We start from the raw sequence: 22801 nt of genomic DNA, 5'->3' as shown, positions 1-22801 counted from the left end.
AACATTGAAAAGAGAAAAAGTGACGTCTTTAAACGGTGAAATTCATATTCCGGGGGATAAATCCATCTCCCACCGTTCTGTTATGTTCGGAGCGCTTGCGGAAGGAACCACAACGGTAAAAAACTTTTTGCCCGGAGCCGATTGTCTGAGCACCATTGCCTGCTTCAGAAAAATGGGTGTCTCCATTGAACAAAACGGAAGTGATGTAACGATATACGGGAAGGGCATTGACGCACTTTGTGAGCCTGACAGCCTTCTTGATGTCGGAAATTCCGGCACGACCATCCGCCTGATGCTCGGCATTTTAGCCGGACGCCCATTTCACAGTACGGTAGCGGGCGACGAAAGTATTGCAAAGCGCCCGATGAAGAGGGTGACGGAGCCTTTAAAACAGATGGGAGCCGCGATTGACGGAAGAGCGGACGGAGGATTTACGCCTTTATCCGTAAGAGGCGGACAATTGAAAGGCATTGATTACGTCTCCCCTGTTGCAAGCGCGCAGATCAAATCCGCCGTGCTGCTTGCCGGATTGCAGGCTGAAGGAACGACGACCGTCACTGAGCCTCATAAATCAAGAGACCATACGGAACGGATGCTGAACGCTTTTGGCGCCGAGCTTGCGGAAACGGAGACGAGCGCCTCCGTAACGGGCGGTCAGAAGCTTCGGGGGGCTGATATTTTCGTGCCCGGCGATATTTCTTCAGCAGCCTTTTTCCTCGCGGCAGGCGCTGTCGTTCCCGGAAGCCGGATTGTGCTGAAAAACGTCGGCCTGAACCCGACACGCACGGGAATGATTGATGTCTTAAAGCAAATGGGGGCTTCACTTGAAGTGATTCCTTCAGAAGCGGACAGCGCAGAGCCTTACGGAGACCTGGTTATTGAAACTTCAGATCTGAAAGCGGCAGAAATCGGCGGAGAAATCATTCCCCGTTTAATTGACGAGATCCCGATTATCGCCCTTTTGGCAACGCAGGCTGAAGGCACAACTGTCATTAAAGACGCTGCGGAGCTGAAGGTGAAGGAAACGAACCGGATCGACACCGTCGTATCAGAGCTCCGGAAAATCGGCGCAGACATTGAACCGACTGAAGACGGCATGAAAATACACGGCAAAAAAACGCTTGCGGGCGGAGCCGATGTGTCAAGCCACGGTGACCACCGCATCGGCATGATGCTCGGTGTCGCTTCATGCCTGACAGAAGAGCCGATTGACATCCGTGATACTGAGGCAATCCATGTCTCATATCCGACATTTTTTGAGCATTTAGATCAATTAGCCAAAAAAGCCTGAAGAGATTCTTCGGGCTTTTTTCTTCATGTGTCATAAAACTTTGGGCTTTGACATAGCTTGTCTTAAACAGAAAATAACAGAAAGGGGGAATGCGTTTTCGTTACAGAAACAGCCGGAACAAATTGCGCTGTTTGCGTATAAAGATGCCGTCCCCTTTTTTGCCGTTTTCCTCTTAAGCATTTTCTGATAAACTATAATGCCGGGTGAAGCATCTTATTTGCGGGCAGGCCCTGTCTGAATTATGATAAGAATAACCCGAATAAAAACCCTTTTCATTGGTTGATGAGGTATAGGAAAAGAAAGGACCGGTCTGATTTGAATACATTGATCCAAGAAGCCATAAAATTAGTTGAAGCAGGTGAAACCGAAAAGGGACTCAAAGCGCTTTCAAAAGCTGAAACGCAGCTTCATGACGAAGACAAAGCCATTGCAGCCCAGCTCTACTATGAATGGGGAAACGCCGAAAAAGCGTTAGCGCTGATCAGTGATCTGCATGACCTTTATCCGGATGAGTCTGAGCTGACGAATTTTTACGCCGAATTGTTAATAGATATTGATGAAGAAGAAAAAGCTCTAGAGGTGCTGGAGACGATTTCTCCGGAAGACCCGTCTTACGCGGAAAGCCTTCTTTTAATGGCTGATCTGTATCAGATGCAGGGCTTATTTGAAGTAAGTGAGCAAAAGCTGTTACAGGCGAAAGCGATGTTACAAGATGAACCTGTTATTGATTTCGCTCTGGGGGAATTATACTTCACTCAGGGATCATACGCAAAAGCCGTTCCTTACTATGAAGAGACGGCAAAAGAACGGCACGAAATCGGCGGCGTAAATGTTCATCAGAGGCTGGCTGAGTCATTGAGCGCGGCGGGTGAATTTGAGGAAGCGATTTCATGGTATGAAAAAGCGGCGGCAGAACATACAGAACCGAATACGATTTTCGGGTACGGGTTCACAGCCTATCAGGCGGGAATGGTCAAAACAGCCATCAAGCAGCTGTCTGATTTAAAAGGGCTTGATCCTTCCTATTCATCGCTTTATATGCCGCTTGCAAAAAGCTACGAGGCAGAAGGCATGTATGAAGATGCATTAAAAACCGCTAAAGAAGGTATTACTTACGATGAATACAATAAAGAGCTTTTTCTCTATGCGGCGAAAATGGCGTTAAAGCTCGGCAGCGAAGAGGAAGGCAAAAAGCTTCTTCAGGAAGCGCTGGCGCTCGATCCGGGTTACGTGGAAGCGCTCCATACGCTTTTAGCCGTCTATCATAAAGAAGAAAGCTTTGAAGAGATTATTGATCTGATTCAGGAAGTCCGCGGCTACGGAGAAGAAGATCCGAAATACAATTGGTATTTGGCGGGTGCTTATACAGGCCTTGAGCAATACGCTGAAGCGAAAAAAAGCTTCGAAGCTGCGTATCTCCATTATCAGGATGATCGGGATTTCTTATATGAATACGCTCACTTCTTATTGGAAGAGGGTCTCCAGAAAGAAGCGCTGCCGCTTTTAAAACAAGTGCTTTCAATGGATGGAACAAACGAAGAGCTTGAAGAAACAATCTTACGGATAGAGGATGAATTTTTAAGATAAGCAGGATTTTGGACCATGCTTGCTGAATGTATAAGTGATGTCAGATTATACGATCGATAGAGGAGGGAATTACATGCAGACCCCTGTTTCTGTCAATGAAAAAAAGGATTTTATCCGTTGGTTTTTAAATCATTATCAGCTTAAACGCCGGGAGTGCGTCTGGATTTTAAATTATTTAATGAGTCATGATTCATTAATGGAAAAAGTCCATTTTGTAGAACAAGCCGAATTTTGCCCGAGAGGCATTATCATGTCTACTCATTGCGTTGATGAGGTGCCGTTTAGGTTTTACAAAGAAAATGTCATGACTACGGACGCTGAAAAATCTTTTCACGACATCCGGTTAAATAAACAGCAGGATTTATTTATCCAGCTGAATTTCCGTTCGGCCTACAGCTCACCGGAATATGCCGCTGTTCTTGAATCAAATCCGCATCTGCCGAAAGACCTGTTTGAAAATAAACAGGATCAGGGGATGGCCGAAAAAATATTAGAACATGCCATTTCCACTTTCCAGCGGGAAAAGCTGCTTAAAGATATCGACGAGGCGCTGGACCGCCACGACAAAGAAACATTTGAAAAGCTTTCCCGCCAATTGAATCAGCTCACATAAATGACAGCCTTGCAGAATATGCAAGGCTTGTTGCGTAAAGAGGAGGAACGAGACATGAGATGGAGGGCCGCTGATGCCGATGCCTATTTACAATCTGCGGATTACATTGATACCGCTGTCATTCCGTTAATTTCCATAAAATCTTCAGGAGGCTTAAAAGAGGCCGTTGAACAGGGGGAAAGCACCCAATTGCTTTCTGAAGAGCTTGAGCGCCAATTGAAGGGACGGGTATATTTATTCCCCTCTTATACATATGTTGATATAGACCAATCACAAATCGCCCTGCTTCAAAAACTCAAAGACGAAGTGATGACCAACTTTCGGCACGTCTTGTTCCTGACGGCAGACGAAAAATGGAAGGATTCTGAAATAGGGTCTGATGTCATATACATACCTGCCGTTCCGTTTGAACATATGAAAGACTCTTTAAAGAGAAAAATAGCGGATGACAAGTGCGGAGAAATTTTGAACGTTTTGTTACAGAAGTGGAACAATTCTTAAAAACACCAGGCATCCCGCAAAACACCCGTTTTGCCTCTGTTGACCTTGCTGAAAGATTCATATATTATGAGGGTGTCAAATCTCAGAATTATTTTCTATTTTAGTTAATTTTTGGTCAATCTTTAGGGGGGGAAGAGATGGGCGGAAAACAAGATATATCAAGAAGACAATTTTTAAACTATGCGCTCACCGGCGTGGGGGGATTTATGGCCGCCAGTGCGCTTATGCCCATGGTCCGTTTTGCGCTGGACCCGGTATTAAAACCGACGGGAGATCAAAAAATGGTGCAGGTTGTCAGTGTGGATGAGCTGACGAAGGAGCCGAAGCGGTTTGACTTTAAAATTCATCAAGTCGACGCCTGGTACGAATCGGAAGAATCCAGGTCAGCCTGGGTTTACAAGCATGGGGATGAAATTATAGCGCTTTCTCCGATCTGTAAGCATTTGGGCTGCACCGTAAACTGGAACAATGATCCTAAAAATCCGAACAAGTTCTTTTGTCCCTGCCATTACGGGCTGTATGAAAAAGACGGCACGAACGTTCCGGGCACGCCGCCGCTCGCGCCTCTTGACCGTTATGAGCAAAAAGTAAAGGACGGCTTTTTGTATCTTGGAAAAGCAAAGCCTAGGGGGGAAGGGTGACATGCTGAACAAAATTTATGACTGGGTGGATGAACGTCTCGATATTACGCCGATGTGGCGGGATATCGCCGACCATGAAGTGCCGGAACATGTAAATCCCGCTCACCATTTCTCGGCTTTTGTCTATTGTTTCGGCGGTTTGACGTTTTTTGTAACCGTTATCCAAGTGTTGTCCGGGATGTTTTTAACGATGTATTATGTGCCGGATATAAAAAACGCGTGGGAATCTGTGTATTATTTGCAGAATGAAGTCGCTTTCGGGCAGATTGTAAGGGGTATGCACCATTGGGGTGCAAGTTTAGTCATTGTGATGATGTTTTTACATACGCTGCGGGTTTTCTTTCAGGGAGCTTATAAAAAGCCTCGGGAATTGAACTGGATCGTCGGTGTTCTGATCTTTTTTGTGATGCTCGGTCTCGGTTTTACAGGGTATCTGCTTCCATGGGATATGAAGGCGCTGTTTGCGACAAAGGTAGGTCTTCAGATTGCGGAGGCGACGCCATTGATCGGAGCGCAGGTGAAAACTCTTCTTGCCGGCCACCACGATATTGTCGGCGCCCAAACGCTGACGAGATTTTTTGCGATTCACGTATTTTTTCTCCCTGCCGCTTTGTTTGCGCTCATGGGCGCCCACTTTGTCATGATCCGCAAGCAGGGAATTTCAGGACCGCTTTAATACAAATCTGATATAAAAGGGAGGGGATGACATGCACCGGGGGAAAGGAATGAAGTTTGTAGGAGATTCAAGGATACCGGCTGAAAAAAAACCGAATATACCGAAAGACTATTCAGAGTATCCTGGAAAGACAGAGGCGTTTTGGCCGAACTTCCTGCTGAAAGAATGGATGGTCGGGGCCGTTTTCCTCGTCGGATTTCTCGTTTTAACGATTGTGCACGAGCCGCCTTTGGAACGGGTGGCGGACCCGACGGATACAGGGTATATTCCGCTGCCGGATTGGTATTTTCTATTTTTATACCAGCTATTAAAATATGAATATGCCGCAGGGAGCTACACCGTTATCGGCGCGATGATTATACCGGGTCTTGCCTTCGGGTCGCTGCTTTTGGCTCCGTTTCTCGACAGGGGGTCTGAAAGAAGGCCGTGGAAGCGTCCGGTTGCGGTCGGCATGATGCTTTTGGCGCTTTGCGCTACGGTCTTTTTAACGTGGCAGTCAGTCGCGACGCATGACTGGGCGAAGGCGGAGGAGCAAGGGAAAATCAAAAAAGAAGCCGCCATTGATACTGAATCAGACGGTTATAAGGTATTTAAAGAACAAGGCTGTATTTCCTGTCACGGGGATAATCTTCAAGGCGGAAGCGCCGGTCCGTCCCTGGTCGATAACGGGCTGAGCCCGGAAGAAATTAAAAAAATCGCCGTCAAAGGGAAAGGGCAGATGCCAGCCGGTATTTTTAAAGGGAATGACAAACAGCTTGATCAGCTGGCGAAGTTCATTTCTGAAACGACAGCGAAATAACGTATTGTGAAGTAGACAATAGCAGGATATACTTTTATGAAAAGAGCTGACCGGATGTCAGCTTTTTTTGCATGATACATACTTTTTACGGACTGAGAGTTGATGGTATGAGGTGGATTTCTTATCTTTTAGGGTTGCGCGGCATGCTTCTGCTTGTTCTTGCCGTTAATTTTATCGGTACGGTGTACGGCTATTATTGGTATGTGCCTCAGCTTGCGGACACGCCGTTCCGATTTCTGATATTTGTGCCTGACAGCCCGACGGCGACGTTTTTCTTCCTGTTCGTGCTTCTGGCATTTCTCATGGGAAGAAACGCGCCGCTGTTTGAAGCGCTGGCTCTTGTAACCCTTGTAAAATACGGGCTGTGGGCGGTCGGAATGAATGTCTTTGTGCTGGTCAAAATGGGGCAGATGCCTTTGGAAGGGTACATGCTGATTGCTTCACATTTTGCCATGGCCGTTCAAGGCGTTTTATACAGCCCGTATTTTCGGTTCCGGTTATGGCATCTTGCCGTTGCCGCTGTTTGGACGCTTCATAATGATGTCATTGATTATCTTTTCGGCATGATGCCCCGCTACTCAATGCTCAATGACTATATGCAAGAGATCGGCTATGCTACATTCTGGCTGAGCATATTTTCACTCGGCCTTGCATACTATTTGGTGATTTCTAAAAGACGGATAAAGCTTGACTTACACTGATAGAATCTTGGTCTAACCTTGTCCCGCTCCTCATATTCTGTAAAGAGAAGGAGTGGGAGGGACCTCTATGAAACGAAAGCTGACGATCTGTCTTTTACTTGCTCTTATGTGTTTCATCACAACTGCCAAAGCTGAAGATGAGGGCGGTCTCAAGGAACTGAACGACCTTTCGGATACCGTTTTCCAAATGACGCGGCATTCGCAGTATGATGAGGCTCTGCAAGTGCTTGGCTACTTTAAGAAAAAAATGACACACGTAAACTCACTGAGCGGCGCCGAAGTCAGGCAGGTGACTCTGGGTTTCAATGATTTAGTGCGCGTTCTGAAACAGGCAGACGCCTCAGATACCGAAAAAATCCGGGCAGCCGCCCAGTTCAGGTTGGTAATGGATGCGATGGAAGACCACTCCGATCCGCTGTGGGGTTCGCTTGAAAGACCGATTATGGCGACATTCAGCGCCTTAAAAGAAGATGTCAGCGGAAACGGAAGTGAAAATTTCAATGAAAAGTGGAATGAATTTATATCATTATATGATTTAATTTATCCCAGCCTGACAATGGATGTGTCGGCCGGCCAGCTTGATACGGTGGCGAAACATATCGAGGTGATTGAGCAGGACGGGTTTCAGCAGATGACAAAAGGAACAAAGCTTGAGCGTCTGACGCTCCTGCAGCAGGATTTAAAGCGGGTTTTTGACAAGGTGGAGCGGGATGACGCTGACCCTTCGCTGCTCTGGGTCATTCTGACGACAGGCGGTATCATTATTACTGCGCTGACATATGTCGGCTACCGAAAATACAGAGCGGAAAAAAAGAAAGAGAAAAAGCGTGAGTATCCTAAGTCTAAATAAACACAAATTGCTGTAAAGGAGCTAAGCCAGTGAAAAAACTCATCCAGCAATTGGCTTCAAAACACCTCCCGCAGCCGATCAGAGGCAGAAAAGGGGCGACTGACGAAGGACCGCGAAACCTCGCGCGTGACTTCCAGAATCCTGACATGCTCGTTCCGCCTTCAACGGATGCAGGAACGGTTCAAAACTTGAAATTCTCATTTTCTGATACGCATATGAGGCTTGAAGACGGCGGATGGTCCAGAGAGGTGACGGTCAGGGAACTGCCGGTATCCAAAAACATCGCGGCGGTGAACATGAGACTGAAGCCGGGAGCTGTGCGGGAGCTTCATTGGCATAAAGAAGCCGAATGGGGATATGTGATTAACGGAGGAGTCCGTTTAACTGCGGTCGATCAAAATGGAAGGAATTTTATTGACAACGTAAGTGAAGGGGATCTGTGGTATTTTCCTTCCGGCATTCCTCATTCCATTCAAGGATTAGAGCAGGGCAGTGAGTTTTTGCTCGTCTTTGATGACGGCTCTTTTTCAGAAAACAGCACCTTTTCAGTAACGGACTGGTTTGCCCATACCCCGCGCAGCGTGCTGGAGGCGAACTTCGGTGTTCCCGGATATGATTTGGCTTACATCCATAAAAAAGAGCGTTACATGTTCCAGCTGGAACCGCCTCCCCCGATTGAAAAGGCAGCAGTTTCTTCCCCGGAAGGCACCGTTTTGGAGCCGTTCAGCTACAAGCTTTCCCGGCAGGAGCCTCTTGTTACCAGCGGGGGAAGAGTAAAGATTGTCGATTCAAAAACGTTTAAGGTGTCAAAAACGATTGCCGCAGCTCTCGTGGAAGTCGAACCCGGAGGCATGAGAGAATTGCATTGGCATCCGAATACGGACGAGTGGCAGTACTATCTTTCAGGAGAAGCGAAAATGACGGTGTTTGCGGCGGAGGGAAGAGCGCGGACATTTAACTATCAAGCAGGTGACGTAGGATATGTTCCTTTTGCAATGGGACATTATGTTCAGAATACCGGTGACACCGTGCTTCGCTTTCTGGAAATTTTCAAAAGCAACCGTTTTGAAGATGTCTCTTTAAACCAATGGCTGGCACTGACGCCGCAGCGCTTCGTCGAACAGACGCTCAATGTCAGTCCGGCATTCGCCCGCCGATTGAAAAAGAAAAAATCACCGGTTGTCAAATGGAAACACAAACAGTAAAGGCGGCAAAAGCCGCCTTTTTATTATCGTCTGATCGGATTTTTATTTTCATCAAGCGTAAATCCTTCGCCGAGCACATCATGAACGTCGCTTACTGCAACAAAGGCGTGCGGGTCAACGGAAGTGATGACGCTTTTCAAAAGCACAATTTCGTTTTTCGGAACGACGCAGTAAAGAACGTCCCTGTCTTCTTTTGTATAGGATCCCTGTCCTTTTAAAACGGTGACGCCGCGCTCCATCTCTTCAATGATTTTTTGCTGGATCAAATCGTTTTTCGAAGAAATAATCGTTGCCCCTTTTGCGGCATAGCCGCCTTCCTGGATAAAATCAATCAATCTCGCAGCGACAAAAACGGCTACAAGCGTGTACATCGCTTCCTTGTAAGAAAGATACGTAAACAAAGAAAGCAGAATGACACAGGCGTCAAAGGCAAACATCGTCCGGCCCATCGGGATTCCGAAAAACTTGTTGATCAGCCTGGCGATGATATCGACCCCGCCCGTCGTGCCGCCGTATTTAAAAATAATGCCGAGACCCGCGCCGATAAAAACACCGGCGAACAAGGCGGCCAGCGCTAAATCATGCGACAGCGGCATATGAATTTCGTAGCGCTGAAAAACACTCAGAAAAACGGAAAGAGAGACGGTGCCGATCAGGGTATAGACAAACATCGTCCGGCCGAGCATACGCCAGCCGATGAAAAAGATAGGAATGTTTAATACCAGGTTGGAAATAGAAGGGCTGATGTGGAATAACGCATATAAAAGCAGCGTAATGCCGGTAAATCCGCCTTCCGCCAAATTGTTCTGCATATTAAAGTGAACCAGTCCGAATGAAAAAACAGCGGCGCCGATTAAAATAAAGCAAATGTTTTTGATTCTGATTTCTCCAAGCATTGCATCAAACCCCTTTTCCTTCCATAAGATTGCGTAAATATTATAGTGGATACAAAAGAAAACAGCAAACTGCCGTTTTTAACATTTGTCAAATGTACTTGAATTAGCTAACATGGAAGAGATGACAGGAGGTATTCGCACAGTGAGTGACAAAACGATGAAAGACTTACAAGCTGAGGTCGATGAATATATCGGCCAATTCAAAGAAGGCTATTTCAGCCCGCTTGCCATGATGGCCCGTCTCACGGAAGAACTGGGCGAACTTGCAAGAGAAGTCAACCATTATTATGGGGAAAAGCCGAAGAAAACGACGGAAAATGAGAAAAGCATGGAAGAGGAAATGGGCGATGTGCTGTTCGTTCTGATCTGCCTCGCCAACTCCCTTGATATTTCATTGGAGGAAGCTCATAACCGCGTCATGCATAAATTTAATACACGTGATAAAGACCGCTGGACTAGAAAAGAAGAAGGAAAGTAGGAGAAACCATGTCAAATGAAACCATTAAAGTCGTCATTGCCGGACCGAGAGGCAGAATGGGCCAGGAGGCCGTAAAACTTGCCGTCCGCACGCCTCATTTTGAGCTTGTCGGCGCCATTGACCATACATACGATCAGCAAACATTGCGGGAAGTGATGTCAGCTGATTCAGACGCTCTTATTTATACGGATATCCGCGCATGTTTCCAAGAAACAAAACCGGATGTGCTGATCGATTTGACAACGCCTGAAATCGGCAAAAAACATACGAAAGCCGCTCTTGAACACGGCGTCCGCCCCGTTGTGGGAACGACCGGATTTTCTGAAGCGGATTTAGAGGAGCTTCAAGCCTTGACTGAAGAAAAAGGAATCGGCGCCATCATCGCTCCGAACTTTGCATTGGGCGCGGTGCTGATGATGAAGTTCTCACAAATGGCCGCCAACTATTTTGAAGATGTAGAAATCATTGAGCTTCATCATGATCAAAAGCTGGATGCCCCGAGCGGAACGGCGCTGAAAACAGCGGAAATGATCTCAAGCGTCCGTACAGAAAAGCAGCAGGGCCATCCTGATGAAAAAGAAATTCTGCCGGGCGCCCGCGGTGCTGAATTAAACGGCATCCGCCTTCACAGCGTGCGTCTGCCGGGCCTTATCGCCCACCAGGAAGTCATGTTCGGCATGGACGGCCAGACGCTGAAACTGCGCCATGACTCCTATAACCGGGCTTCCTTTATGTCAGGAGTGAAGCTGTCAGTGGAGCAAGTGATGAAAATCGACCAGCTTGTATACGGACTCGAAAATATTATCGACTGAATCGGCAAGGGGGAGAACATCAAATGAAAATCGCTTTGATTGCTCACGATAAGAAAAAGCAGGATATGGTTCAGTTTACGACCGCATATAAAGATATACTGAGCCATCATGAGTTATACGCGACAGGTACGACAGGCCTGAAAATCCAGGAAGCGACCGGATTGTCCGTTGAACGTTTTCAATCCGGCCCGCTCGGCGGAGATCAGCAAATCGGCGCATTGATTGCGGCAAATGCCCTGGATCTCGTCATTTTTCTGCGCGATCCGTTAACTGCGCAGCCTCACGAACCAGATGTCTCGGCGCTGATCCGGCTGTGTGACGTATACGCGATCCCGCTCGCCACAAATATGGGAACAGCGGAAATCCTCGTCCGGACGCTGGACGGCGGGGCATTTGATTTCCGCAATCTTGTGCGCGGAGGAGAGCCGAATGTCTGAACACGTTGATATTCTGGCGTTCGGCGCCCATAGTGATGATGTCGAGATCGGTATGGGCGGCACGATCGCAAAATTTACGGCTCAAGGAAAAACCGCGGTGATATGCGATTTGACCGAGGCCGAACTATCATCCAACGGAACGGTAGGGATAAGAAAAGAAGAAGCGGCAGAGGCGGCACGAATTCTCGGCGTAAAAGAGAGAATCCAGCTTACGTTTCCCGACCGCGGGCTTTTGAAAAGTGAGGACGGCATCCGCCGGATTGTCAGTGTCATCAGAGCCTGCCGGCCGAAAACCGTTTTCATGCCTTATCCGAAAGACCGCCATCCTGACCACGGCAATGCGGCGGCTTTGGTCGAAGAAGCGGTGTTCTCGGCGGGAATTCATAAATACAGAGATCACCAGGAACTGCCGGCTCATAAGGCTCAGCGCGTATACTATTATATGATCAACGGGTTTCACCGTCCGGACTTTGTAATCGACATAACGGAAACCATCGATCTGAAAAAAGAAAGCCTGCACGCCTATCAAAGCCAGTTTATTCCTACGGCGCAGTCAGTGAACACACCGCTGACCAACGGTTATATCGAAATGGTGGAAGCGCGGGAAAGACTGTATGGCAAAGAAGCCGGGACGGGGTATGCCGAAGGCTTCTTTTCAAAACAGCTTCCCGTTTTGAATGATGATGTTTTTGGGGGCGGACAATGAGACCATTAAAAATAGGGATTACATGCTACCCGAGTGTCGGAGGCTCGGGTATTATTGCGACGGAACTCGGCAAGCTGCTTGCAGAAAAAGGGCACCAGGTTCATTTCATCACATCAAGCATCCCGTTCAGATTAAATACATATCATCCGAATATTCATTTTCATGAGGTGGAAGTCAACCAATACGCGGTATTTAAATATCCGCCTTATGACCTTACGCTGGCGAGCAAAATCGCCGAGGTTGCCGCAAGGGAAAATCTTGATATCATCCACGCGCATTATGCGCTGCCGCATGCGGTATGCGCTTATCTTGCCAAGCAGATGCTCAAGCGCGACATCGGCATCGTGACGACGCTTCACGGTACGGACATCACCGTTTTAGGATATGATCCGTCATTAAAAGATTTAATCCGTTTTGCCATCGAAGCGTCCGACAGAGTGACGGCGGTATCAACCGCGCTTGCCGGAGAAACATATGACTTAATCAAGCCGGATAAAAAAATTGAGACCATCTACAACTTTATTGATGAACGTGTTTATCTTAAGAAAAATACAGAAAGTATAAAAGAGAAACATGGCATTTTGCCGGATGAAAAAGTCGTCATCCATGTCTCGAACTTCAGAAAAGTAAAACGTGTTAAAGATGTCATCCGCGTTTTCCGTAATATCGCAGCCAAAACAAAGGCGAAGCTCTTGCTTGTCGGCGACGGACCGGAAAAGTGCGTCGCTTGGCAGCTTGTCGAAAAATACGGACTGCAGGATCAAGTGCTGCTCCTCGGAAATCAGGACAGGGTGGAAGAGCTGTATTCCATTAGCGATCTTAAGCTTCTTCTGTCTGAAAAAGAAAGTTTCGGACTCGTCCTCCTTGAGGCGATGGCCTGCGGCGTGCCGTGCATCGGAACAAATATCGGCGGAATCCCGGAAGTGATTAAAGATCAAGTAAGCGGTTTTCTGGTGGAAGTCGGCGATATTCAGGCGGCATCTGAAAAAGCGCTTGCCGTTTTAGAAGATAAACAGCTCAGCAAACGATTGACTGATCATGCGCTGAAAATGGTGGAGACCGCCTTTTCTTCGCAAAGAATCGTCAGTCAGTATGAACGGATTTATGACGAATTGGCAGGACCGGAGTGATCTTATGGAACAAGAATTTGTCAAAGCCCTCCCCATCCTTCGTCATCTGATGAAGGCGGGCCATCAGGCGTACTTTGTCGGGGGAGCCGTCAGAGACAGCTATATGGGACGGAAAATAGGTGATGTGGACATCGCAACCAGCGCTTCGCCGAATGAGGTGGAGCGTCTCTTTAAGCGGACTGTCGATGTAGGAAAAGAGCACGGCACCGTCATCGTCCTGTGGGAAGATGAAACCTATGAAGTCACCACTTTTCGTGCCGAATCAGAATATAAGGATTACCGGCGCCCTGAAGCTGTGCGGTTCATCACTTCTTTATCAGAAGACTTAAAGCGGAGAGACTTAACGATTAATGCGATGGCGATGTCTGCCGAAGGAGAGCTGCTTGATTATTTCGGAGGCGCACATGATATCGGACAAAAGCTGATCCGAACGGTAGGTAACCCTGCAGACCGTTTTCGGGAAGACGCTCTGCGGATGATGAGAGCCGTCCGCTTTATGAGTCAGCTCGGCTTTCTGTTAGAAAAAGAAACAAGAGAGGCCATCATAAAAGACAGGGAGCTTTTGGCACATGTATCAGTAGAACGAAAGACCGTCGAGTTTGAAAAGCTGCTGCAGGGCGCTTCCTCACAAGAAGCGATTCAAACGATGGTGCATACAGGTTTGATACAAGAGCTGCCCGGCCTTTCCGGTTATGAGCAGCAAATGCTTGAAGCGAGCGGATTTCCGTTTTCTTCTTTAGATGCACGCGAAGAACGCTGGGCAGCGCTGTTATTGTTTCTCGGTCTTTGTCCGAAAAGCGCCGAGGCGTTTTTAAAACAATGGAAACTGCCGGGAAAAGTCATAAAAAAAGCGGTGCAGATCATAAGCGTTTATCCGGTGCAGCTGGAAGCAGAAGCGATGTACCGGGCGGGAGAGGCGCTGTTATCAGCCGTTAAAATCGGGATGCTGAAAAAGCATAAGACGATTGATGAACAAAAGCTGAAAGAGGTTCAGAGCCTGTATGAGAAGCTGCCGATCAAAAGCCTTCGAGACCTCGACATTTCAGGCGCTGATCTGATGGAGCTCAGAAACCGCCGCGCGGGTAAATGGGTGGCCGAAGAACTTCGCCGGATTGAAGAAGCGGTATTGGCAGGGAAGCTCCCTAACCGAAAACATGACATAAAGGAGTGGCTCGCATCATGGGATCAACATTAAGAACCCGATTAATTGATTTATTTTCTGAGGCGGGTGACGGCTTTATCTCCGGGCAGAAAATAAGTGACGCGCTCGGCTGCTCGAGAACCGCCGTTTGGAAACATATAGAGGAGCTCCGCAAAGAGGGCTATGAGGTTGAGGCGGTCAGACGAAAAGGGTACAGGCTCATTAAAAAACCGGGGAAACTCAGTGAATCCGAAATCCGTTTCGGGCTGAAAACAGAGGTTTTGGGCAAACAGCTTCATTACCGGGACGTCCTGCCGTCCACCCAAAAAACCGCTCATGAACTTGCCAATGACGGCGCGCCGGAAGGAACGCTCGTAGTCGCCGATAAACAAACGGCAGGCAGAGGAAGAATGGCCAGAGTATGGCATTCACAGGAGGGAAACGGGATTTGGATGAGCCTCATTCTGAGACCCGACGTTCCTTTGCAAAAAACGCCGCAGCTCACCCTGTTATCTGCCGTTGCGGTCGTACAGGCCATCGAGGCTTTTACAGGTGTACAGCCCGCCATTAAATGGCCGAATGATTTAATGATTCACGGCAAAAAAGCCGTCGGGATTTTAACTGAGCTGCAGGCAGAAGAAGACCGTGTCCGTTCGGTTATTCTCGGGATCGGGATCAACGTGAACCAGCAGGAAACCGATTTTCCCGGCGAGCTTCAGGACATTGCGACGAGCCTGAGCATGGAAGCCGGCGAGAAAATTGACAGAGCGGGTCTGATACAAGAGATTCTGCTGACTTTTGAAAAACGCTATCAGGATTACTTGAACCACGGCTTTACACCGATCAAGCTGCTATGGGAAAGCTATGCGGTCGGACTGGGGAACGAGCTCAGAGCGAGAACGCTGCAAGGGACGTTTTACGGGAAATCGCTCGGCATTGATGATGAGGGAGTTCTTCTCTTGGAAACGAGAGACGGTATAAAGAAGATCTATTCTGCCGATATTGAGCTCAATTAATCTTAGTTGGTACAAGCCTCGTGAATTTGGTATACTTCCTATGGGCAGTATCATAATGAACTGCACCTGATCAGCAGAACAGAGATTACGAAAAGTCTGCCTTGATCCAAAAAAGGACTGGGACAGAGGGATGACATTCGCCGAACGTTAAACAAGTGGGGGTCCTTCTTATTTTACAGAAGGCTTTTTTGCTTGCGAAGAATTGGCGGCTCATCTCCTCACCGTTTAGAGGAGGAGAAACAGAATGAAAACAAAACTGGATTTCATGAAAATGAAGGAAAACGGAGAGCCGATCGTGATGCTGACCGCTTACGATTATCCGCAGGCAAAGCTTGCGGAACAGGCGGGAGTCGACATGATTTTAGTCGGGGATTCGCTCGGAATGGTCGTGCTCGGACTCGATTCAACAGTCGGCGTAACGGTCAGTGACATGATTCACCATACAAAAGCGGTAAAACGCGGTGCGAAAAATACGTTTATCGTAACTGACATGCCGTTTATGTCTTACCATCTTTCAAAAGAGGATACATTGAAAAACGCCGCGGCCATTATTCAGGAAAGCGGCGCGGACGCGTTAAAGCTGGAAGGCGGAGACGGCGTTTTCGAATCCATCCGCGCGCTGACTCTCGGCGGAATTCCCGTCGTCAGCCATTTAGGCCTCACACCGCAGTCTGTCGGCGTATTAGGCGGATATAAAGTGCAGGGGAGAGATGAGCAAAGCGCGAAAAAGCTCATTGAAGACAGCATCAAATGCGAGCAGGCGGGAGCGATGATGCTCGTGCTTGAATGTGTGCCTGCTGAACTGACTGCTAAAATAATAGAAGAAGTATCCATTCCCGTCATCGGAATCGGAGCCGGTTCAAAAGCGGACGGCCAAGTCCTTGTCTATCATGACGTCGTCGGCCACGGCGTGGACAGAACACCGAAGTTCGTGAAGCAATACGCCAAAATCGACGGCACGATTGAGTCGGCCCTCAGCGATTATGTCCGTGATGTGAAAGAACGGGTTTTCCCGGAAGAAAAGCATTCCTTTCAGATAAACCAAACTGTGCTGCAAGGCTTGTACGGAGGAAAGTAAGCGATGAAACAACTGACAGAAACTCAACAGCTGAAAGAATTGATTGCACAATACCGCTCAGAAGGCCGGACGATCGGATTCGTCCCGACAATGGGTTTTCTTCATGAAGGACATCTGACGCTGGTTGAAAAAGCTAGCAAAGAAAACGATATTGTCGTGATGAGCATCTTTGTCAATCCGACTCAATTCGGACCGGGCGAGGATTACGAGGCATATCCGCGAGATTTAAAGCGCGATGCCCGGCTTGCAGAACAGGCGGGGGCAGATGTTTTGTTTATGCCGTCTCCAAGTGATATGTATAAAGGTGAGCAAAATGTTGCCGTGCAAGTGAAAAGGAGAACTGACGTGTTGTGCGGCGCCTCCCGCGTCGGCCATTTTGACGGAGTGGCCACTGTGCTGACGAAGTTTTTCAATCTCGTTAAACCGACCCGCGCCTACTTCGGCCTGAAAGATGCCCAGCAGGCAGCGGTTGTGGACGGATTGATTGAGGATTTCTTTATGGATATCGAATTGGTTGCAGTGGACACGGTCAGAGAAGAAGACGGACTTGCCAAAAGCTCTCGCAACGTCTATCTGACTGAGCAGGAACGCAAAGAAGCGCCGATGATCTATAAAGCATTGCAGCAAGGTGCCGAACTGATCAGAGACGGTGAAAGAAATCCGGAAACCGTTATAAAAACCGTCACCGATATCATCGAAAACACAAGCGGTGTCATTGATTATGCCGAACTGTACGCTTATCCGGAGCTGACTCCGCTTAAAACATTAAACGGCAAGGTCATTCTGGCCTGCGCCGTCCAATTTTCTAAAGCCAGACTGATTGATAATATCATTATTGATATTGATGAATGGGAGAGATCATAATATGTACCGCACTATGATGGCCGGAAAACTGCACCGCGCTACCGTGACGGAAGCCAATTTAAACTATGTCGGCAGCATTACGATTGATGAAGATCTTTTAGATGCCGTCGGAATGCTCGCTAATGAAAAAGTTCAGATTGTGAATAATAACAACGGAGCGAGACTTGAAACGTATATTATTCCCGGTAAGCGGGGGAGCGGCGTCATCTGTTTAAACGGAGCAGCCGCCCGTCTCGTCCAAGAAGGAGATAAAGTCATTATTATTTCTTATCAAGTGATGTCTGATCAGGAAGCAAAAAGCCATCAGCCGAAGGTGGCTGTTCTGGATGATCAGAATAAAATCGAGCAGATGCTGGGCCAGGAGCCGGCACACACGATTTTGTAAAAGAGCCCCCTTCATGGGGGTTTTCTTTTAAGATTTAGGGGCAAAAGCTGTTTTTCCGCTCCATTTCTCAACAAAACGTGTTACACTTTTCTCGTATGCAGGAATTGAGGTGTCCATTTTAATGAACAAACAACGGTTCGTTGTCATAGATGTCGAAACAACAGGAAATTCGCCGAAAAAGGGCGATAAAATCATTCAAATCGCAGCGGTTGTCATTGAAAATGGACAAATAACTGAGCGGTTTTCAAAATATATCAATCCGAATCAGGTCATTCCGCCGTTTATTGAACAGCTGACCGGAATTTCGTCCGGAATGGTTGAAAATGAACTGCCGTTTGAAGCGGTCGCAGAGGAGATTTTTCATCTGCTTGACGGCGCGTATTTTGTTGCCCACAATATTCATTTCGACCTCGGATTTGTCCGGCATGAACTGAGCGAAGCGGGCTATGAGCTGCCGGATTGTGAAGTGCTTGATACGGTTGAGCTTTCGCGTATTGTTTTCCCGGGGTTTGAAGGATATAAGCTCGGTGAGTTGTGCGCGGAGCTGAATATTGTTCATGACCGCCCTCACCGCGCAGACAGCGATGCGGAGGTTACGGGACTGGTCTTTTTAGACATTTTACATAAACTGAAACATTTGCCTTTACCGACATTAAAGCAGCTTAGAAGGCTTTCACAGCATTTTATCAGCGATTTGACGCTGCTTTTGGATTCTTTTATACATGAAAGCAGGCCGGCGGAAGAAAAGAGCTGCATTCCATACGCCTCTTTTTCAATTAAAGAGCCCGATCACATTCCGGTTTCCCGTCCGGTGAATGCGGCCATTGACCTTGAAAAGTGGAACGAAGAAAAAGAACAGATCTTATCCGATATCATCCCCCGCTATGAAAAGCGGAAAGGGCAGCTTTCGATGATGGATGAAGTGCTAGGCGCCTTCCGCAATCGGGAGCATGCGCTGATTGAAGCGGCACCCGGCATCGGAAAAACGATCGGTTATCTCGTTCCGGCTGTTTTATTTGCCAAAGCGGAGCAAACTCCCGTGATTATCAGCACGTACTCTACTCTTTTGCAGCAGCAGATCATGTCTAAAGATCTTCCGCTTTTGGAGCGTATATTTCCTTGGCCGGTCAAAGCCGCTATTTTAAAAGGGAAATCACATTATCTGTGCCTGCCTAAGTTTGAACATATTCTGCATGAGGAAGATGACAACTATGATGCGGTTTTGACGAAAGCGCAGCTTCTCGTCTGGCTGACGGAGACTGAAACGGGCGACGCCGCTGAGCTGAATCTTCCATCAGGCGGCAGATTGCTGTGGGAGCGCATGGCTTACGATGAGAATTCTTTTTTTAAAAAAGGGAAGGACTCGGCTGCCGGGTTTTATGAACGGGCTAAAGAAAAGGCGCAGGCCGCAGATCTGATTATCACAAACCATGCTTTGCTGTTTTCAGATCAAAGCAGTGAAACGAAAAAACTGCCTGCAAGCGGAACGGTCATCATTGATGAAGCGCATCATTTCGAACGCGCTGCCAGCGAGCACCTGGGGAAGAGAGCTTCATACATCGGACTGCACACAAAGCTCAGCCGAATCGGAACCTTAAAGGAACACGGACTGTTAAAGCGGATGAGAAAACTGTTTTATACGTATGAACTGCCGGCGGAAAGTTTTTTTGACGCCGATGAGTGGATGAAGCATATTCAATCGGAAAGCGACGCATTTTTCAGTTCGGTGCATTCTTTTGTCAAACGAAGAAAACCTAAAGACGATCTGAACCGTCTCGTTTATAGTCTCAATCATAAAAGCCAGGATAAAGGGTTTCACATGATAACGGACGGAGCGGAGCGGCTTTGTGCGATGCTGGATCAGCTGCTTGACATGTTTTCAGTACAGGAGAAACTGTTACATCAAAAGCTTGATCAGATGAAAAGCGGAGCGGCTTTTTTAGCGGCCGAATATGTAAAGTGTATCAGGGGGCTGAAAGAATATCGCGATACGTTCAGCAGGCTGCTGTTTGAAAATGATGAGAAAGAAGCCGTTTGGGTTGAAATTGACGCGAAGGGCGCAAAAAATGCCGTCAGCATCTATGCGCAGCCTTTGGAGCCCGGTGAAATGCTGGCAGACCAGTTTTTCGCCCGCAAAAAAAGCGTTGTGCTCACATCAGCGACCTTAATGGTGGAGCATTCTTTTCAATTTATGATTGAAAGGCTCGGACTTGCGGATTTTTATCCGCGCACCAAAAGCATCCCGTCTCCTTTTTCTTACGATGATCAGATGAACGTCATCATTCCGAAAGAGATGAAATCCGTTAAATATGACGGAGAGCGGGAAGTCATTGAGCATATTGCCAAGTATGCAGAAATCATGTCAAAGGGAAAACAGCCGAAGATCCTTGTCCTGTTTACGTCTCATGATATGCTGAAAAAAGTGTATCAGGAACTGAAACTCAGTATGGAGATATCAGGCATTCAGCTTCTCGCCCAAGGTATTTCGGGCGGGAGTCCCGGTAAATTAATGAAAACCTTTAAAACGGCAAGCCGGGCGATTTTACTCGGGACAAATCATTTCTGGGAAGGCGTTGATTTTCCGGGGGATGAATTGTCAACCGTCATGATCGCAAGACTTCCTTTCAGGGCGCCTGACAATCCGCTTCATGCCGCAAAATGCGAATTTGCCAAGAAGCAGGGGAAAAATCCGTTTCAGACGATTTCCCTGCCTGAGGCCGTGTTAACGTTCAGACAGGGGATCGGGCGCCTGCTCCGTACGGCGGGAGACAAAGGAACAATCGTTCTTTTAGATCAGCGTGTAAAGACGGCGGGATACGGACGGCTGTTTCTTGAAGCGCTCCCGACTTCATCCCTTTTGGAGCTGACGGATGCCGAACTCGGGGCTTATGTCAGCCAAACGGAATAAAAGCCGCATAATCGCGGCTTTCGTGGTGTGGGATGAGGAATTGTTTTTATAGTAAAAGCGGGTTCATGTCGCCTTGTGATTTTATTATGCCGCGGGCGCATCCCGTTATGACTAACAAAATTTGTTCGACCGATGGAGGGTATAAAAATGGAAAGCAAAATTGAAATTCTGTCAACGATTAATGTGGAGCATTCAGATGATTTATATAAAATCGTCGATACATTAAACCGGACTTTGAAACGGGACAATCTGATGTTCGGCCTTGCGCTCGACGAAGAAAATCAAAATGAAGCGGTCTTCACCATTTATCGCACATAGGTGAAAAAGATGAGAAAAAAAGCATTAATATTTACAGCCGTATTTGGTATTATTTTTTTAGCAGTTCTTTTATTTTCGGCCAGCATTTTTAAATCTGCAATGGCCCAAAAAGAAGAAGGCCACGAAACAGCTGCCGCAGCCGCTAAAGAAAAAACGGATCTGACAGATGCTGAGAAAGTGGAGACCTTTGTCGGCAAACAGAAATATTATGTTGTTACCGGAACGGATAAACATGGAAAAGATATGTATGTATGGGTTCCGGCCGACAAAAAAGCAAAAATTCTCTCAAAAAAAGCCAGTGACGGCATTTCAAGCGGCAAGGCTGCCAAGATCGTTCGGGACGAAGGGCTTGTTTCCAAGCTGAATGGTGTTCACCCGGCGAGAGAAAACAATGTTCCGTTATGGGAAGTGACCTATATCAACAAAAGCGGGCAGTATAGCTTTAGCTATGTGGACTTTACAAGCGGCAAGATTCTCAAAAACATCACACCGTGAGACGTATTAGGGGGAGTTCAAGTTGAAATTGGCAAAAAGAGTATCCGCATTAACACCGTCTGCAACACTTGCAATTACTGCAAAAGCGAAAGAGCTGAAAGCAGAAGGCCATGATGTCATCGGCCTCGGAGCAGGAGAACCGGATTTTAATACGCCTCAGCACATTATAGATGCCGCGGTGCGTTCCATGAATGAAGGCCATACGAAATATACGCCATCAGGCGGTCTGCCGGCGCTGAAAGACAGTATCGCAAAAAAATTCAAAAACGACCAGGGGATTGAATATAAGCCGTCAGAAATCATTGTCTGCACCGGAGCGAAACACGCTCTGTATACATTATTTCAGGTTATTCTCGATGAAGGGGACGAAGTGATTATACCGACTCCTTACTGGGTCAGCTACCCTGAGCAGGTGAAACTGGCAGGGGGGCGTCCCGTCTATGCAGAAGGGCTGGAATCCAATCAGTTTAAAATTTCACCGGAGCAGCTGAAGCAGGCTATCACTGAGAAAACAAAAGCGCTCATTATCAATTCACCGAGCAACCCGACAGGTGTTATGTATACGAAAGAAGAGCTTGCGGAACTCGGAAAAGTGTGTCTGGAGCATGGCATTCTGATCGTTTCCGACGAGATTTATGAGAAGCTTACATACGGAGGAAAAAAACACGTCTCAATCGCACAGCTTTCAGATGAATTGAAAGAGCAGACGATCATCATTAACGGCGTGTCGAAATCTCACAGCATGACGGGCTGGAGGATCGGCTATGCGGCGGGTTCGGAGACGATTATTAAAGCGATGACGAGCCTTGCGAGCCACAGCACATCAAATCCGACGTCTATCGCTCAATACGGCGCTATTGCGGCCTATAACGGTCCGGCTGAGCCGCTGGAAGAGATGAGACAGGCATTTGAGCACAGACTGAACACCATTTACGCTCAGCTCAGTGAGATTCCCGGATTCACCTGTGTCAAACCTGAAGGGGCGTTTTACTTGTTCCCTAACGCCAAAGCGGCCGCAGAAAACTGTGGATTCAAAGATGTCGATGAATACGTCAAGGCGCTTCTGGAAGAAGAAAAAGTCGCCATCGTGCCGGGCTCGGGTTTCGGTTCACCGGACAACGTCCGCTTATCTTACGCAACGTCACTCGATCTTTTAGAAGAAGCGGTCGAAAGAATCCGCCGCTTCACGGAAAAACACAGCTGATTCTGAAAAAGCGGCTTTTAAAGCCGCTTTTCACTTGCATTGACCCCGTTAGAGTAGAACGGGTATAAT

Annotated in this window: 25 protein-coding genes; 24 read left to right on the top strand and 1 reads right to left on the bottom strand. The window is 47.6% G+C overall.

Translation table 11 applies throughout. The features are described 5' to 3' along the window. Positions 1 to 4 precede the first annotated feature (4 nt). The 10 genes from aroA (at position 5) to JNUCC22_RS10480 (ending at position 8864) form a co-directional block, all read left to right on the top strand. On the top strand, positions 5 to 1291 hold the full coding sequence (gene aroA / locus JNUCC22_RS10525; protein WP_064107560.1) for a 3-phosphoshikimate 1-carboxyvinyltransferase: 1287 nt from the start codon (positions 5 to 7) through the stop codon (positions 1289 to 1291). A 315-nt stretch (positions 1292 to 1606) separates the two neighbouring features. Beyond that, positions 1607 to 2878, top strand: a complete 1272-nt coding sequence (locus tag JNUCC22_RS10520; RefSeq protein ID WP_085342147.1) for a tetratricopeptide repeat protein — start codon at positions 1607 to 1609, stop codon at positions 2876 to 2878. A gap of 73 nt (positions 2879 to 2951) precedes the next feature. After that, positions 2952 to 3491 carry a ReoY family proteolytic degradation factor gene (locus JNUCC22_RS10515; RefSeq protein WP_003153482.1) on the top strand — a complete coding sequence of 180 codons (540 nt, stop codon included), beginning with the start codon at positions 2952 to 2954 and terminating at the stop codon, positions 3489 to 3491. A 54-nt stretch (positions 3492 to 3545) separates the two neighbouring features. Further along, complete coding sequence (locus JNUCC22_RS10510) at positions 3546 to 3992, top strand: YpiF family protein (RefSeq protein WP_216061703.1); 447 nt, start codon at positions 3546 to 3548, stop codon at positions 3990 to 3992. A 137-nt stretch (positions 3993 to 4129) separates the two neighbouring features. After that, a complete protein-coding gene (locus JNUCC22_RS10505; protein WP_003153484.1) occupies positions 4130 to 4633 on the top strand; it encodes a Rieske (2Fe-2S) protein in 504 nt (167 codons plus the stop codon). Position 4634: 1 nt separating this feature from the next. Next, the gene (gene qcrB / locus JNUCC22_RS10500; RefSeq protein ID WP_003153485.1) at positions 4635 to 5309 is read left to right on the top strand and encodes a menaquinol-cytochrome c reductase cytochrome b subunit; all 675 of its coding nucleotides are present in this window, start codon (positions 4635 to 4637) and stop codon (positions 5307 to 5309) included. Positions 5310 to 5340: 31 nt separating this feature from the next. Further along, positions 5341 to 6108, top strand: coding sequence for a menaquinol-cytochrome c reductase cytochrome b/c subunit (locus JNUCC22_RS10495; protein WP_007409471.1), 768 nt, complete (start codon positions 5341 to 5343; stop codon positions 6106 to 6108). Between the two features lie 107 nt (positions 6109 to 6215). Next, the gene (locus JNUCC22_RS10490) at positions 6216 to 6809 is read left to right on the top strand and encodes a lipoprotein heptaprenylglyceryl N-acetyltransferase LhaT (RefSeq protein WP_020954210.1); all 594 of its coding nucleotides are present in this window, start codon (positions 6216 to 6218) and stop codon (positions 6807 to 6809) included. Positions 6810 to 6876: 67 nt separating this feature from the next. Continuing rightward, entirely contained in the window at positions 6877 to 7659 is a 783-nt protein-coding gene (ypjB, locus tag JNUCC22_RS10485) for a sporulation protein YpjB (RefSeq protein ID WP_007612217.1), read from the top strand. Positions 7660 to 7688: 29 nt separating this feature from the next. Then, positions 7689 to 8864, top strand: a complete 1176-nt coding sequence (locus JNUCC22_RS10480) for an oxalate decarboxylase family bicupin (protein WP_039063261.1) — start codon at positions 7689 to 7691, stop codon at positions 8862 to 8864. A 23-nt stretch (positions 8865 to 8887) separates the two neighbouring features. On the opposite strand, the gene JNUCC22_RS10475 is transcribed toward JNUCC22_RS10480, so the two are convergent. Next, positions 8888 to 9760, bottom strand: coding sequence for a YitT family protein (locus JNUCC22_RS10475; protein WP_003153493.1), 873 nt, complete (start codon positions 9758 to 9760; stop codon positions 8888 to 8890). A gap of 142 nt (positions 9761 to 9902) precedes the next feature. On the opposite strand from JNUCC22_RS10475, the gene JNUCC22_RS10470 reads away from it, so the two are divergent. The 14 genes from JNUCC22_RS10470 (at position 9903) to JNUCC22_RS10405 (ending at position 22732) form a co-directional block, all read left to right on the top strand. After that, on the top strand, positions 9903 to 10238 hold the full coding sequence (locus JNUCC22_RS10470) for a nucleotide pyrophosphohydrolase (protein WP_003153495.1): 336 nt from the start codon (positions 9903 to 9905) through the stop codon (positions 10236 to 10238). An 8-nt stretch (positions 10239 to 10246) separates the two neighbouring features. Continuing rightward, a complete protein-coding gene (gene dapB / locus JNUCC22_RS10465; RefSeq protein WP_003153497.1) occupies positions 10247 to 11050 on the top strand; it encodes a 4-hydroxy-tetrahydrodipicolinate reductase in 804 nt (267 codons plus the stop codon). 23 nt (positions 11051 to 11073) lie between these two features. After that, positions 11074 to 11487 carry a methylglyoxal synthase gene (mgsA, locus tag JNUCC22_RS10460; protein ID WP_003153499.1) on the top strand — a complete coding sequence of 138 codons (414 nt, stop codon included), beginning with the start codon at positions 11074 to 11076 and terminating at the stop codon, positions 11485 to 11487. Next, entirely contained in the window at positions 11480 to 12193 is a 714-nt protein-coding gene (bshB1, locus tag JNUCC22_RS10455) for a bacillithiol biosynthesis deacetylase BshB1 (protein ID WP_032866298.1), read from the top strand. The genes mgsA and bshB1 overlap by 8 nt, the downstream gene beginning before the upstream one ends. Further along, entirely contained in the window at positions 12190 to 13323 is a 1134-nt protein-coding gene (gene bshA, locus JNUCC22_RS10450) for an N-acetyl-alpha-D-glucosaminyl L-malate synthase BshA (protein ID WP_015240093.1), read from the top strand. The genes bshB1 and bshA overlap by 4 nt, the downstream gene beginning before the upstream one ends. A 4-nt stretch (positions 13324 to 13327) precedes the next feature. Beyond that, positions 13328 to 14518 carry a CCA tRNA nucleotidyltransferase gene (locus JNUCC22_RS10445; RefSeq protein WP_216061702.1) on the top strand — a complete coding sequence of 397 codons (1191 nt, stop codon included), beginning with the start codon at positions 13328 to 13330 and terminating at the stop codon, positions 14516 to 14518. Beyond that, complete coding sequence (locus tag JNUCC22_RS10440; RefSeq protein WP_012117846.1) at positions 14503 to 15480, top strand: bifunctional biotin--[acetyl-CoA-carboxylase] synthetase/biotin operon repressor; 978 nt, start codon at positions 14503 to 14505, stop codon at positions 15478 to 15480. The genes JNUCC22_RS10445 and JNUCC22_RS10440 overlap by 16 nt, the downstream gene beginning before the upstream one ends. 244 nt (positions 15481 to 15724) lie before the next feature. Beyond that, positions 15725 to 16558, top strand: coding sequence for a 3-methyl-2-oxobutanoate hydroxymethyltransferase (panB, locus tag JNUCC22_RS10435; RefSeq protein ID WP_033574717.1), 834 nt, complete (start codon positions 15725 to 15727; stop codon positions 16556 to 16558). Positions 16559 to 16561: 3 nt separating this feature from the next. Next, positions 16562 to 17422, top strand: a complete 861-nt coding sequence (gene panC / locus JNUCC22_RS10430) for a pantoate--beta-alanine ligase (protein ID WP_216061701.1) — start codon at positions 16562 to 16564, stop codon at positions 17420 to 17422. Position 17423: 1 nt separating this feature from the next. Next, positions 17424 to 17807: an aspartate 1-decarboxylase gene (gene panD, locus JNUCC22_RS10425; RefSeq protein WP_216061700.1), complete on the top strand. Its 384-nt coding sequence runs from the start codon at positions 17424 to 17426 to the stop codon at positions 17805 to 17807. 121 nt (positions 17808 to 17928) lie between these two features. After that, entirely contained in the window at positions 17929 to 20715 is a 2787-nt protein-coding gene (gene dinG, locus JNUCC22_RS10420; protein ID WP_216061699.1) for an ATP-dependent DNA helicase DinG, read from the top strand. A gap of 147 nt (positions 20716 to 20862) precedes the next feature. Beyond that, positions 20863 to 21033 carry a YpmA family protein gene (locus JNUCC22_RS10415; protein ID WP_003153512.1) on the top strand — a complete coding sequence of 57 codons (171 nt, stop codon included), beginning with the start codon at positions 20863 to 20865 and terminating at the stop codon, positions 21031 to 21033. A gap of 9 nt (positions 21034 to 21042) precedes the next feature. After that, positions 21043 to 21528 (top strand): cell wall elongation/penicillin-binding protein regulator TseB, encoded by a 486-nt coding sequence (tseB, locus tag JNUCC22_RS10410; RefSeq protein WP_007409483.1) that lies wholly within the window; start codon positions 21043 to 21045, stop codon positions 21526 to 21528. A 22-nt stretch (positions 21529 to 21550) separates the two neighbouring features. Continuing rightward, on the top strand, positions 21551 to 22732 hold the full coding sequence (locus JNUCC22_RS10405) for a pyridoxal phosphate-dependent aminotransferase (RefSeq protein ID WP_007612190.1): 1182 nt from the start codon (positions 21551 to 21553) through the stop codon (positions 22730 to 22732). Positions 22733 to 22801: the final 69 nt, after the last annotated feature.

The sequence above is a fragment of the Bacillus sp. JNUCC-22 genome (assembly GCF_018861275.1).
GTDB lineage: Bacteria > Bacillota > Bacilli > Bacillales > Bacillaceae > Bacillus > Bacillus velezensis.
The sequence above is the reverse complement of the archived record's forward strand: the minus strand, read 5'-3'. Positions and strand labels throughout refer to the sequence as shown.

Excerpts from the sequence above, each read along its gene's own strand:
- qcrB (WP_003153485.1), top strand. The coding sequence starts at position 4,635 with ATGCTGAACAAAATTTATGACTGGGTGGATGAACGTCTCGATATTACG.
- JNUCC22_RS10440 (WP_012117846.1), top strand. The coding sequence starts at position 14,503 with ATGGGATCAACATTAAGAACCCGATTAATTGATTTATTTTCTGAGGCG.
- mgsA (WP_003153499.1), top strand. The coding sequence starts at position 11,074 with ATGAAAATCGCTTTGATTGCTCACGATAAGAAAAAGCAGGATATGGTT.
- panC (WP_216061701.1), top strand. The coding sequence starts at position 16,562 with ATGAAACAACTGACAGAAACTCAACAGCTGAAAGAATTGATTGCACAA.
- ypjB (WP_007612217.1), top strand. The coding sequence starts at position 6,877 with ATGAAACGAAAGCTGACGATCTGTCTTTTACTTGCTCTTATGTGTTTC.
- JNUCC22_RS10490 (WP_020954210.1), top strand. The coding sequence starts at position 6,216 with ATGAGGTGGATTTCTTATCTTTTAGGGTTGCGCGGCATGCTTCTGCTT.
- JNUCC22_RS10495 (WP_007409471.1), top strand. The coding sequence starts at position 5,341 with ATGCACCGGGGGAAAGGAATGAAGTTTGTAGGAGATTCAAGGATACCG.
- JNUCC22_RS10515 (WP_003153482.1), top strand. The coding sequence starts at position 2,952 with ATGCAGACCCCTGTTTCTGTCAATGAAAAAAAGGATTTTATCCGTTGG.
- dapB (WP_003153497.1), top strand. The coding sequence starts at position 10,247 with ATGTCAAATGAAACCATTAAAGTCGTCATTGCCGGACCGAGAGGCAGA.
- JNUCC22_RS10505 (WP_003153484.1), top strand. The coding sequence starts at position 4,130 with ATGGGCGGAAAACAAGATATATCAAGAAGACAATTTTTAAACTATGCG.
- bshB1 (WP_032866298.1), top strand. The coding sequence starts at position 11,480 with ATGTCTGAACACGTTGATATTCTGGCGTTCGGCGCCCATAGTGATGAT.
- JNUCC22_RS10415 (WP_003153512.1), top strand. The coding sequence starts at position 20,863 with ATGGAAAGCAAAATTGAAATTCTGTCAACGATTAATGTGGAGCATTCA.
- panD (WP_216061700.1), top strand. The coding sequence starts at position 17,424 with ATGTACCGCACTATGATGGCCGGAAAACTGCACCGCGCTACCGTGACG.
- JNUCC22_RS10445 (WP_216061702.1), top strand. The coding sequence starts at position 13,328 with ATGGAACAAGAATTTGTCAAAGCCCTCCCCATCCTTCGTCATCTGATG.
- dinG (WP_216061699.1), top strand. The coding sequence starts at position 17,929 with ATGAACAAACAACGGTTCGTTGTCATAGATGTCGAAACAACAGGAAAT.
- tseB (WP_007409483.1), top strand. The coding sequence starts at position 21,043 with ATGAGAAAAAAAGCATTAATATTTACAGCCGTATTTGGTATTATTTTT.
- JNUCC22_RS10475 (WP_003153493.1), bottom strand. The coding sequence starts at position 9,760 with ATGCTTGGAGAAATCAGAATCAAAAACATTTGCTTTATTTTAATCGGC.
- JNUCC22_RS10510 (WP_216061703.1), top strand. The coding sequence starts at position 3,546 with ATGAGATGGAGGGCCGCTGATGCCGATGCCTATTTACAATCTGCGGAT.
- bshA (WP_015240093.1), top strand. The coding sequence starts at position 12,190 with ATGAGACCATTAAAAATAGGGATTACATGCTACCCGAGTGTCGGAGGC.
- panB (WP_033574717.1), top strand. The coding sequence starts at position 15,725 with ATGAAAACAAAACTGGATTTCATGAAAATGAAGGAAAACGGAGAGCCG.